Below are 12,166 nucleotides of genomic sequence, written 5' to 3' on the forward strand. Positions count from 1 at the left end.
CCGCCGGGCCGGGCCCGCGCCGACCTGGCCGAGGCGGTGCGCGGGCCGTTGCCCGCGGCGCTGGACCGGGACGACCTGGCCGAGCGCGCCGCCGACGCGGTGGAGTGGGTCTGGACGCACACCGTGCTGCCCGACTGGCCGAGGCGGCGGCGGATCCTGGAGGCCGATGTGGTGGCCCGTTCCGCCCAGTTGGGGCGCGGTGGCTGGGCCGACGCGCTGAACGGCATGCGCCCCGGCATCCGTTGGCTGGGCGGAAGCCGGCTCCAGATCAACACCCACGACAACCCGCCCCGCGAACTGGGCGGCGCCCACCTGCTGTTCGTCCCCGTGACCCCGTACCAGTCCTGGGTCTGCTGGGACATTCCACGCCGGTACGGGCTGGTGTACCCGTGTTCCGGCGCGCTCGCCGAGGCCGGGAGCGTTCCCGTGCCCGCCGCCCTGGGCGCGCTGATCGGCCCGGCGCGGGCGGCCGTCCTGCTGCTGCTGGCCTCCCCGCTCAGCACGACGCAGCTCGTCGCGCTGACCGGCCAGGGGCTGGGCTCGGTCGGCCGCCATCTGCGGATCCTGCTGGACGCCGGACTGGTCCGCCGTCGCCGCGCGGGCCGCTCCGTGCTCTATTTCCGTACGGAGGCGGGGGACGTCCTGGTGCGGGGCGCGGGCTGAGGCGGGACGACGTCCTGGTGCGCGGCGCGGGCCGAGGCGGCGGTGAGAGCGCCCCGCGCACGCCCCCGCACGCCCCCGGATCGCACCCGCACAGGGCTGGGCGGCAAGCGGATACCCATCGGTACACGGTGTGCTTCGCATGGTTGGCGCGCATGTGCGAGTCGTGACATCAGTGACTATGGGCACCGCGCGTCGTTATGGCAATTTCTCTCTCGCCACGAAAGAGCCGAGCGAGGGGACCGTGCGTGAATCCGGAGTACGCCGCGTACTGCCAGGCGGACCGCCGCTTCTACGACGCGCCCCATCGTTCCCCCGGACCGGGCGGAGCCGCCGACGAGGAGCGTTCGTTCTACGCGCCGCTCCGTGGCGCGGTACCCGACGGGTGGACACGCTCCCGGCGCGGCGACTGGCTCGCGTACAGCCCCGACGGGCTGCGGCTGCCGCCCCAGGGCTGGAAGATCCATGTCTCGGCCGCCCTCGACAACGCCGCCTCCGTGCTGGAGCGGGTCGCCGCCCACTGCCTGGAACACCGGCTGGCCTTCAAGTGCGTACCCAACGCCGGGCTGTTGGCCCTGCGGAACGCCAAGTACGCGGACCGGGCGGGCAGCGGGAAGTTCATCACCGTCTACCCGCCGTCCGACATGGCGTTCCCCGAGGTGTGCACCGCCCTCATGCGGCTGTTGGAGGGCGAGCACGGCCCGTACATCCTGAGCGACCTGCGGTGCGGGAACGGGCCCGTGCACACCCGGTACGGGGCGTTCGCCGCCCGCTTCTGCTCCGGCCCGGACGGGCGGCCCGTGCCCGCCGTCGCCGATCCGCGGGGCCGGCTCGTCCCGGACGACCGGGGCCCGTCCTTCCGCGTCCCCTCCTGGGTGACCCCGCCCGGCTTCCTGACGCCGTACCTCGAAGCCCGCGCCGCCGTGGGCCTCGCCGACCTCCCGTACACCGTGGAGAAGGCGCTGCACTTCTCCAACGGCGGCGGGGTCTACCTCGGCCGCGACACCCGCACCGGCGAGCAGGTCGTCCTCAAGGAGGCACGGCCGTACGCCGGTCTGGCCGCCGACGGGGCGGACGCCGTGGCCCGGCTGGAGCGCGAACGGACCGCCCTGGAGCAACTGGCCGGGCTGGACTGCGTACCGGCCGTCCGGGACGTGTTCGAGGTCGGCGACCACCACTTCCTGGTCCTCCAGTACATCCCCGGCACCACCCTGAACACCGTCTTCGCCCGCCGCTTCCCGCTCGCCCGGCAACACCCGTCACCCGAACTGCTCGCCGAACACGCGGCCTGGGCGACGGAGTTGTACGAACAGGTCGAGCGCGCCGTCGAGGCGGTGCACGACCGGGGCATCGTCATCAGCGACCTGCACATGAGCAATGTGATGGTCGACGAGGAGACCTCGCGCATCGTCCTCCTCGACTTCGAGGCGGCCTCCCCGGCCGCCGAACGCCGCCGCCAGATCGTCGCCAACCCGGCCTTCGTCGCCCCGCCCGACCGGCGCGGCACCGACATCGACCGCTACGCGCTCGCCTGTCTGCGGCTCGCCCTGTACCTGCCGCTCACCACCCTGTTCGGCATCGACCGCACCAAGGCCGCCGGCCTCGCCCGGGACATCGCCCGCGTCTTCCCGGTCACCGAGGAGACGCTGCGGCCCGCGGTCGCGGAGATCCTGCGCCCTACGGGGGAGCCCGCTTCCCGGCCCGCTCCCGTCGCCGACCCCGACCCCGGCGACTGGCCGCGCAGCCGTGACGCGATGGCCCGGGCCATCACCGCCTCCCGCACACCGGAGCGCGAGGACCGCTGCTTCCCCGGGGACATCGCCCAGTTCGCCACCGCCACCGGCGGCCAGTCCTTCGCGTACGGGACGGCCGGAGTGCTCTACGCCCTCCACGAGACGGGCGCCCCGCCGTGCGAGGAGGCCGAGGACCGGCTCCTGCGGCACGCCAAGGACCCGGCGTCCGGCAGCCCGCTCGGCTTCTACGACGGGCTCACCGGCATCGCCTGGACCCTGCACCGGATCGGCCGCACCGCCGAGGCCGCCGACCTCCTCCGGATCATCCTCGACCAGCCCCTGGAGGGCCTCGCGCCCGGCCTCCACCACGGGTACGCGGGCATCGGCCTCGCCCTCGACGACCTGGCCCGCACCGCCTCCGCCACCGACGCCCCGGCGCTGTCCGCCGCGGCCGCCCGCTGCACCGCCCTCGCCGTCCGCGCGCTCGTCGACGGTCCGCCGTCGCCCCGCACCGGACTCCTGCACGGCGCGAGCGGCATCGCCCTGCTGCTGGTGCGCCGGTACGCGACCACCGGGGACGCCGCCCTGCTCGACCTGGCGGCCACCGCCCTGCGCCGCGACCTGGAACGCTGCCGGACCGGCGACGACGGCGAACTCCTCGTCGTCGAGGGCAAGCGGCTCATGCCGTACCTCGGTTCGGGCAGCGCCGGCATCGCGGCCGTCATCGACGCCTACCTGGCCCACCGCCCCGACCCCGCGCTCGAAGCGGCGGGCCGCGCCCTCCTGCCGGCCGCGCTCTCCGCCTTCTACGTCCAGCCCGGACTGCTCCGGGGCTCCGCCGGACTCCTGATGCACCTCGCGGCCACCCCCCTGTGCGACGAGGCCGACCGGCAGCGCGCCATCGCCCGCCACACCGAGCTGCTGGGCAGCCACGCCCTGGCGTTCGGAGACGGAATCGCCTTCCCCGGCGAGCAGTTGATGCGCCTGTCGATGGACCTGGCCACCGGGACCGCCGGCGTCCTCCTCGCCCTGGGCGCCGCGCTCGGCGGCTCCACCGGACTTCCCTTCCTGCCCGCCGCCCCGGCGGCGCACCCCGGCCGCGCGAGCGGCCCCATGGACCGGCCCCACCAGGGGTCGTAGCAACACACCGTTCAGCACCACCAACGTCCCCGAAAGGACACATCATGGCGCTTCTCGACCTTCAGGCGATGGAGACCCCGGCCGAGGACTCCTTCGGCGAGCTCGCCACGGGCAGCCAGGTCTCGCTGCTGGTCTGTGAGTACAGCTCCCTCAGCGTGGTCCTCTGCACCCCGTGACCCGCACCGGCCGGCCCACCGGTGAACCTCACCGGTGGGCCGGCCGGCCACGTTCCCCCAGAAAGGCCACCCCGTGCGGCTGCACCCACGCCCGGGCACGGAGTCCGGCACCCGGCGGCTCGCCCGGCAGCGCCCGGCGGCCCTTCTCGGGCTCCTCCTCTGCTCCACCGGCGGGGCGCTCGCCGCCCTCGCCCTGCCCGCAGCCCTCGGCCACACCGTCGACCGGCTCGTCGCCGGCGGCCCCGTGCCCTGGTCCGGGCTGCTGCTCTGCGCCGCCCTGACCCTCGCCGAGACCGGGTTCGACGCGGCGGCCGCCGTGAGCGGCACGAGCACCACCGCCCGGCTCACCGCCTCCCTGCGCACCCGCACCGCCGCCCGGGTCCTGGCCGCCGAACCCCGCCGCGCCCTCGCCCTGCCCACCGGCGACCTCACCGCCCGGCTCACGGCCCGCACCGCCGACGCCGCGTCCGCACCCGTCACCGCCGCCGGAGCCGTCGCGGGCGTCCTGCTCCCGCTCGGCGCGCTCGTCGGACTCCTCCTCATCGACATCTGGACGGCCACCGCCCTCCTGCTCGGCGCACCCCTCCTCGTCGCACTGCTGCGCGCCTTCACCCGCCGGACCGCCGACGCCGGGGCCGACTACCAGCGCGCCCAGTCGCTCATCGCCCACCGGCTCACCGAGGCCCTCGACGGCGCCGACACCATCCGCGCCGCCCGCACCGGCGCACGCGAGCACCGCCGCGTCCTGGAACCCCTGACCGCCCTCGCCGAACACGGCAGGCGCACCTGGGCCGTGTACGGGCGGGCCGTCGGCCGCAGCGGACTCCTGCTGCCCCTGCTCATGCTGCTGGTCCTCGCGGTCGCCGGACTACGGCTCCACGCGGGCGCGATCGGCGTCGGCGACCTGGTCGCCGCCTCCCGCTACGCGAGTCTCGCCGTCGGCATCGGTGCCCTGACCGGCGCCCTGGGCTCCCTCGCCCGCAGCCGCGCGGCAGCGCGGAGCCTGGAGCCGCTCCTCACCCTCGCACCGCTGCCGCACCGCGGCCTGGGCCCGGCGCCCGACGCCCCCGGACACCTCGAACTCCGGGACGTCGGCGTCGAACAGGACGGCGGCCCGCTGCTGACCGGCGTCCACCTGACCGTCCCCGGCGGCACCTCCCTGGCGGTCGTCGGCCGCTCCGGCTCCGGCAAGTCGGTGCTCGCCGCGGTCGCCGGGCGGCTGCTCGACCCGGACACGGGCAGCGTGCTGCTGGACGGCGTCCCGATGGACGGCATGGAACCGGCCCGGCTGCGCCGCGAGGTGGCGTACGCCTTCGCCCGCCCGGCCCTCCCCGGCGTCACCGTCGAGGACACGATCGCCTACGGGCCCTGGACCGCGTCGCCCGACGCCGTACGCGACGCCGCCCGCGCGGCCCGCGCCGACGGGTTCCTCGCGCTGCTCCCGTACGGCTACGCGACCCCGGTCGCCGACGCGCCGCTCTCCGGCGGCGAGCGCCAACGCCTCGGCCTGGCCCGCGCGTTCGCCCACCCCGGCCGCCTGATGATCCTCGACGACGCGCTGTCCAGCCTCGACACCGTGACCGAGCACCACGTCCGCCGCGCGCTCGACGCGCGGGCCGGGCACTGCACCCGGGTCATCGTCGCCCACCGGCTGTCCTCGGCCGCGCGGGCGGACCGGGTCGCCTGGCTGGAGGACGGCCGGATCCGCGCGACGGGCCGCCACCACGAACTCTGGGCGGACCCGGACTACCGGGCGGTCTTCCGCACGGACACACCCGCCGAGGGCTCCGTGCCCGCGAGCCGTACGCCCGTGACGCCGGCCGCCGGACCGGAGACCCGGTGAAGGCCGACGGCACACACCCCCGGCGCGACGCACAGGACGGCGCACACCCCCAGCGCGACGAGCGGCAGCACGGGGCGCATCCCCGGCGCGACACGTCGCTGCGTCGGGTCGGCCGTGAGGCCCGGCCCTTCCTGCGGGCGCGGACCGGTGCGGTCCTGCGGCTGGCCGGCTGGTCCCTGCTGGAGTTCGCCCAGACCTTCCTCGGCGGATTCGGGGTCGCCCGCGCGCTCGACGACGGCTTCCTCGCCGGACACCCCCCGACCGGCCTCCTCTGGCTGGCCGTCGCCGCGGTCGCCGTACTGCCCTCCGTGCCCGCCGCCCGCGGGGTGTTCGGCCGGCTCGCGGACCTGGTGGAGCCGCTGCGCGACGGACTGGTCCGGCGCGCCGTGTCCCGGGCGCTGTCCGGCGCGCTCGACCGCTCCGGCGATGTCAGCACCCGGTCCCTGTCACAGGTCACCCATCAGAGTGAGATCGCCCGGGACGGCTGGGCCGGACTCGTCCTGACGCTGCGCTCGTTCGTGTTCACGGCGGCCGGGGCCGTCACCGGCCTGTTGGCCCTCTCGCCCGCCCTCCTCCTGATCGTGCTGCCCCCGCTGCTCGTGGGAGCAGCCCTGTTCCTCGGCACCCTGCCGCCCATGGCCGCCCGCCAGCGCGACTACCTCGCCGCCGACGAGGCGTACGCCGCCCACGCGGGCCTGCTCGCCGCCTCCGTACGCGACATCGCCGCCGCCGGGGCCGCCGAGCGGACGGTGGCCGAGTCCCGGGCCCTCGCCGAGGCGCAGCTCGCCGCCTCCCGTTCACTGGCCCGCTGGTCGGGCGTACGCGTGCTGGCACTCGCGCTCTGCGGCCGGTTCCCGCCGCTCCTGCTGCTCCTGGGGGCGCCCTGGCTGCTGCGGAACGGGCTGACGCCGGGCGCACTGGTCGGCGCTCTGACCTACCTCACCCAGGCGCTCGCCCCCGCCGTCCAGGCGCTGATGACCATGCTGGGCACCGTCGGGGGCCGGCTCGTCGTGGTCCTGGACCGGTTCACGGACGCGCCGCCCCCGCCCGCCGAGGACCCGCCCCCGCCCGCCCGGAACGCCGTGCCGCCGCCGCGCGGAACCCCGGTCGCCGAACTCCACGAGGTCAGCTTCGCGTACGGGCCCGGCGCCCGGCCCGTCCTGGACCGGCTCTCCCTGACGATCGGGGCGGGGGAGCACCTCGCGGTCGTCGGCCCGAGCGGCAGCGGCAAGTCGACCCTGGCCGCCGTCCTCGCCGGGACCGAGCCGCCCACCGGGGGAGCGGTGCGGTGGCGGGGGCGCCCGGTACGCCCGGCCGACGCCCCCTCCGTACGCGTCCTGCTGCCCCAGCACGCCTACGTGTTCAGCGGCTCGCTGCGGGACAACCTCCGCTACCTCCGCCCCGACGCCCGCGACCGCGAGATCGTGGCCATGGCGGACGCGCTCGGCCTGGACGCGCTGCTCTCCCGGCTCGGCTCCCTCGACGCGGCCGTCGAACCGGACCGGCTCTCCCAGGGCGAACGGCAGCTGATCGCCCTGGGCCGGGCCTACCTCGCCGCCCCGCCGCTGCTGATCCTCGACGAGGCCACCAGCCGGCTCGACCCGGCCGCCGAGACCCGCGCCGAACTGGCGTTCGGGGCCCTGCCGGGCGCGCTCGTCGTCGTCGCCCACCGGCTCAGCTCGGCCCGCCGCGCCGGGCGGACCCTGGTGATGGACGGCCCGCGCACCCAGTGCGGCACCCACGGTGAACTCCTGCGCTCCTGCGCCCTCTACCGGGACCTGGCCGGTCTCTGGGAGCCGGAGGAACCGGAGCAACCGGAGGAACCGGAGGAACCGGAGGAACCGGGGGAGGCGGGTGAGCGGGGTGAGCGGGGTGAGTCGGGAGGGGGCGTCGGTTGCGGGCGGCGGGAAGAGGAGCGCGGCATCAGATCCATCCCGCCTCCTTCGCCCGCCTGATCGCGTCCAGCCGATTGCGCGCCCCGGATTTCCGTATGGCGGCGGCCAGGTAATTGCGCACCGTCCCCGGCGTCAGGTGAAGTCGGGCGGCTATCCCGGCCACGGTGTCACCCCCTTCGGCCATCGAGAGCACACTCAATTCCCTCGGCGACAGCGGCATATCGGCCACCTGGAGGAGGCTGAAGGCCAGCGACTCGTCGATATGCCGTCCGCCGTCCGCCAGTTTGTGCATCACCTCGGACAGGTCGTCCACCGGGCGGTACTTGTCGATGTAGCCGAGCGCTCCCGCCTCGTACGCCCGTCGCAGACCGCGCGGCCGGTCGCTGCAGGTGAGCACGGCGAGCGGAACCTGCTCGCCGTGCGGTGCGGTCATCGTCCTCACCTCGTCGAGGACGTCCAGCGCGCCCGGACAGTCGAGGTCGGTGAGGAGCACGTCCGGACACGGCCCGTCCAGTGCGGCGCGTATCGCCCCGCCCTCGGCGGTGCGGACGGCTATCCCCCGCCCCGTGCCGAGGAGCGAGGCCAACGACGCGCGCCACAACGGCACGGTGTGGACCAGCAGCACGGTTGTCATCATTCTGCCCTCAGCTTTTCTCTTCCGGCCCGCCCGACGCGGAGTGCGACGGGCTGTACGCATCCGGTGACGGGTGTCCAGTTGAGCGCATGGGCATTCGCGTACGCTGACAAACGGGCTGAATACCGCGCCCGTTGGGCGCGGAAGGGGGCGTTCGGATGTAAAGCGGGAGCGCACATCGCCCACGGACCCATCCGTCTCGCCACCGCGGGGCGACCGGTGGGCCGGTGGCAGGGAGGGCTCCGCGCATTCCCCGCCGTACGGCCGGTTCAGTTCAGCAGGGCGCGCGCGGCGTGGGCCTTGCGCCGGATGTTCTCGGCCGTCGTCGGCTCGATTCCCTCCAGGATCCCCGCATACTCCTCCATCTCCTCCGCCCCGCGCAGGAACTCACCGCGCTGGACCAGGAGCTGGGCGCGCTCGAAGCGGAGCCTGGCCGGATGCGAGGGCAGGAGCAGCGACAGCTCCACCGCCCACAGGGCCACGTCCGTGCGCTCGGGCCGGGCCGCCGCCCACGCCCGGACGTTGTTCAGGACCCGCAGGACGATCTCCAGCGGCCGCGCGGGCGTCATCATCGACGGCTCAAGCGCCGCCCCGGTGACCCCCGAGACCAGAAGCTCCGCGTCCTGGCCGGTCAACGGCGCGCCCCCGGCGAAGGGATCGGCCAGCACCAGGTGGTCCCGATCGCCGAAACCGACCACGAAGTGGCCGGGCAGCGCCACCCCGTACACCGGTGCGCCCGCCCTCCTGGCGACCTCGATCCAGACGACCGACAACAGGATCGGCAGACCCCGGCGGCGGCGCAGCACCTGCTGGAGGAGCGAGGAGTCCAGCCGCTGGTAGTCGACGGAGGAGCCGCCGAACCCACAGCGTTCGCCCAGCAGTTCGGCCAGCGCCGTCGCCCAGGCGGCGGGGGAGCGGGAGCCGTACGGCAGCAGGCCCGCCAGCCGGTCCAGCTCGATCTGCGCGGCGTCGATGCCGTACGGGTCGGGGACGGCCTCCCCCGGAGTCACCGGACGGACTTCGGCCGGGCCCACCGGTCCGGCCTCCGCGCCCAGCAGCAGGCACAGGAGGGCGAGGTCCGGCCGCTCGGACCGGGCCTCCTCGGCGAACCGCCGCCGCCGTTCGGCCGTTCCGGCATCCAGCGCGCTCATATGCGACCCATGTCCCTGTCCCCGCTCCTGTGCGTCGATCCGCCGGAGGGCCCGGCGCGGGGGCCACCGGGGCCCGTCATGCCGAGCGGTAGTGGTGGTAGCGGTGGTGGGCCGTGAAGCCCATGCCGTCGTACAGCGCCCGCGCCCCCTCATTGTCCTCCTCGACCTGGAGCCAGGCGGCCGAAGCGCCCTCGTCCAGCGCCCGGCGCGCCAGCGCGGCCATCACGGTGGTGGCGAGACCGCGCCGCCGCTGCTCCGGATCGACCTCGACGGCCATGAACCCCGCCCACCGCCCGTCCACGACACACCGCCCGATCGCGGCCGGCGCGGCGGCCGGATCCACGTCCGGATCCACGTGCGGGGCTCTCGTGTCCCCCGGCACCGTGGCGAACCAGACCGAAGGGCCGCTGCCCAGTACCCGCAGCACATGGGGGCCGGGGGTGGAGAAGCGCTGGTAGCGGGCGAGCCAGGCCGCGTCCGGTTCGCGGGTCAGGCGGACCGCCCGCACATCCGCCTCCAGGTCACCGACCGGCGCCAGCGCCGCGATCCGCACCTCCGCCGAGACCTCGCGCCGCCAGCCGCGCCGCTCCAGCTCCGCGCACAGCAGCTCCTGCGCGCCCTCGGCCCCGGTCGCCGTCTGGACGTACGCGGGCAGGCCCCGCTCCTCGTACCAGTCCCGCACCCGTCCGAGCGCCTCACCGAGCGGCAAACCCGGATCGCCGAGCGGCAGCGCGGAGTTGGCGCGCCGGGTGAAGCCCCCGGCGGCGCGCAGCCGCCAGTCGCCCAGCGCTTCGCTCTCCACGGGCTGCCAGGCGCGCGCGGTGACGGAGGCCAGTTCGACGAAGGAGGCGGCGGGTCCGCGACGGCGGGCCGGGGCGGCGGGAACGACCTTGCCCGCCACCACGGAGGATTCCATGATGTGGACGGATTCCGCGCTCTTCCGTGTGATGGAGAGCACACCGTTGTCCCATGATGTGAGCACTCCGACCACGTCGGTGAACTCCGCGCCCGCGCCCCCGCCGTCCGTCCGACGTCGGACGGACACGCGTTTGCCCACGTCAGCGGGTGTGATGCGGACTTCCAGCCGTCCGCCGATGGTGAATTCCACAGCTCTGTCCGCCCCTCCTGTTCGGATCGTGCCCGAGAACGGAGATACTAGAGGCGGGCATCGACGACGCCGCGCTCCCGCGCGAGAGCCAACGCCCTACCGAGGAGGAACGACAGCGTGACCTACGTCATCGCGCAGCCTTGTGTCGACGTGAAGGACAAGGCCTGCATCGAAGAGTGCCCCGTCGACTGTATCTACGAGGGCCAGCGGTCCTTGTACATCCACCCGGACGAATGCGTCGACTGCGGAGCCTGTGAGCCGGTCTGCCCGGTCGAGGCGATCTTCTACGAGGACGACACTCCCGAGGAGTGGAAGGACTACTACAAGGCGAACGTCGAGTTCTTCGACGACCTCGGCTCGCCGGGCGGTGCTTCGAAGCTCGGTCTCATCGAGCGCGACCACGCGTTCATCGCCGGACTGCCGCCGCAGAACCAGTAAGCGGCGGCACCACGCGCGCGGCCCCGGTCCCGTACGGCTTGTCACCGTGCGGGGCCGAGGCGTTTCCCCATGCCGCCGGGGCCGCCACCGGGCCCCGGTGGCGCGGGGGCCGTGACCGGGTTCCGGCAGTTCCGGAGCCGTCACCGCGCGTCTGTTCCGCCGCCCGTTCCGCCGCCCGTACGAGAACACCCGAGAAAGCAGAGCCCCGTGTCCGCAGTCTCCTCCCGCCTCCCGGTCTTCCCCTGGGACAGGCTCGCGCCCTACAAGTCGACGGCCCAGGCCCACCCGGACGGCATCGTGGACCTGTCCGTCGGCACCCCGGTCGACCCGGTCCCCGAGCTGATCCGGCGAGCGCTGGTCGCCGCCGCGGACAGCCCCGGCTATCCGACGGTGTGGGGGACCGAGGCCTTGCGGGACGCGCTCACCGGCTGGGTGGAGCGGCGGCTCGGCGCGGTCGGCGTGACCCATGCCAACGTGCTGCCGGTCGTCGGTTCCAAGGAGCTGGTGGCCTGGCTGCCGACGCAGCTCGGGCTCGGCGCGGGCGACAGGGTGGCCTACCCCCGGCTCGCCTACCCGACGTACGAGGTCGGCGCCCGGCTCTGCGGCGCGGAGCCCGTCGTCTACGACGACCCGACCGAGCTGGACCCGGCGGGGCTGAAGCTGCTCTGGCTCAACTCGCCCTCCAACCCGACCGGGAAGGTCCTGCCCAAGGACGAGCTGACCCGGATCGTCGCCTGGGCGCGTGAGCACGGCGTGCTGGTCTTCAGCGACGAGTGCTACCTGGAGCTGGGCTGGGACGCCGAGCCGGTATCGGTGCTCCACCCGGACGTCTGCGGCGGCCACTACGACGGCATCGTCGCCGTCCACTCGCTCTCCAAGCGTTCCAACCTGGCCGGATACCGGGCGGCGTTCATCGCGGGCGACGCGGCCGTCCTGGGCGAGCTGCTGCTCCTCCGCAAGCACGGCGGGATGATGACGCCCGCCCCCGTGCAGGCCGCCGCCGTCGCCGCGCTCGGCGACGACGTGCACGTGTCCGAGCAGCGCGCCCGTTACGCGGACCGGCGCCTCGCCCTGCGCGCGGCCCTGGAGTCGCACGGCTTCCGGATCGAGCACAGCGAGGCGAGCCTCTACCTGTGGGCGACCCGCGACGAGCCGTGCTGGGAGACCGTGGCGTACCTCGCGGAGCTGGGCATCCTGGTGGCGCCCGGCGACTTCTACGGCCCGGCGGGCGCGAGCTTCGTCCGGGTGGCGTTCACCGCGACCGACGAGCGGGTCGCGGCGGCGGTCAAGCGTCTGTCCTGACCGGAACCGTCGCCGCGCGGCGACGCGACCCAACGCGTCGAGGGCCTCGGGAGTGCGCACTCCCGAGGCCCTCGACGCGTTGACGG

10 protein-coding genes are annotated in these 12,166 nt (G+C 74.8%); 7 read left to right on the forward strand and 3 right to left on the reverse strand.

Annotated elements, in window-relative coordinates:
• The 5 genes from CR470_RS29275 to CR470_RS29295 form a co-directional block, all read left to right on the forward strand.
• On the forward strand, positions 1–663 hold a 663-nt coding region (locus CR470_RS29275; RefSeq protein ID WP_097870511.1), incomplete at its 5' end, for a winged helix-turn-helix domain-containing protein.
• A 245-nt stretch (positions 664–908) separates the two neighbouring features.
• A complete protein-coding gene (lanKC, locus tag CR470_RS29280; RefSeq protein ID WP_097870512.1) occupies positions 909–3,533 on the forward strand; it encodes a class III lanthionine synthetase LanKC in 2,625 nt (874 codons plus the stop codon).
• Between the two features lie 44 nt (positions 3,534–3,577).
• Positions 3,578–3,709: a SapB/AmfS family lanthipeptide gene (locus CR470_RS29285; RefSeq protein ID WP_018956281.1), complete on the forward strand. Its 132-nt coding sequence runs from the start codon at positions 3,578–3,580 to the stop codon at positions 3,707–3,709.
• A gap of 73 nt (positions 3,710–3,782) precedes the next feature.
• On the forward strand, positions 3,783–5,552 hold the full coding sequence (locus CR470_RS29290; protein WP_097870518.1) for an ABC transporter ATP-binding protein: 1,770 nt from the start codon (positions 3,783–3,785) through the stop codon (positions 5,550–5,552).
• Positions 5,549–7,507: an ATP-binding cassette domain-containing protein gene (locus tag CR470_RS29295; protein WP_097870513.1), complete on the forward strand. Its 1,959-nt coding sequence runs from the start codon at positions 5,549–5,551 to the stop codon at positions 7,505–7,507. Before CR470_RS29290 ends, CR470_RS29295 begins: the two co-directional genes overlap by 4 nt.
• Here the strand turns inward: CR470_RS29295 and CR470_RS29300 are convergent.
• The 3 genes from CR470_RS29300 to CR470_RS29310 all read right to left on the reverse strand — a co-directional run bounded on the left by CR470_RS29300 (position 7,476) and on the right by CR470_RS29310 (position 10,340).
• Positions 7,476–8,081: a response regulator transcription factor gene (locus CR470_RS29300; protein WP_097870517.1), complete on the reverse strand. Its 606-nt coding sequence runs from the start codon at positions 8,079–8,081 to the stop codon at positions 7,476–7,478. The two genes, CR470_RS29295 and CR470_RS29300, sit on opposite strands and share 32 nt — an antisense overlap.
• Before the next feature lie 269 nt (positions 8,082–8,350).
• On the reverse strand, positions 8,351–9,232 hold the full coding sequence (locus CR470_RS29305) for a transglutaminase-like domain-containing protein (RefSeq protein WP_097870514.1): 882 nt from the start codon (positions 9,230–9,232) through the stop codon (positions 8,351–8,353).
• Positions 9,233–9,308: 76 nt separating this feature from the next.
• A complete protein-coding gene (locus CR470_RS29310) occupies positions 9,309–10,340 on the reverse strand; it encodes a GNAT family N-acetyltransferase (protein WP_097870515.1) in 1,032 nt (343 codons plus the stop codon).
• A 117-nt stretch (positions 10,341–10,457) separates the two neighbouring features.
• Between CR470_RS29310 and fdxA the strand changes: the two genes are divergently transcribed.
• Entirely contained in the window at positions 10,458–10,778 is a 321-nt protein-coding gene (gene fdxA / locus CR470_RS29315) for a ferredoxin (protein WP_007446848.1), read from the forward strand.
• Between the two features lie 207 nt (positions 10,779–10,985).
• A complete protein-coding gene (dapC, locus tag CR470_RS29320; protein WP_097870516.1) occupies positions 10,986–12,080 on the forward strand; it encodes a succinyldiaminopimelate transaminase in 1,095 nt (364 codons plus the stop codon).
• Positions 12,081–12,166 lie beyond the last annotated feature (86 nt).

The organism is Streptomyces sp. rh34 (assembly GCF_002551245.1).
In the GTDB taxonomy this organism is placed as follows: Bacteria; Actinomycetota; Actinomycetes; order Streptomycetales; family Streptomycetaceae; genus Streptomyces.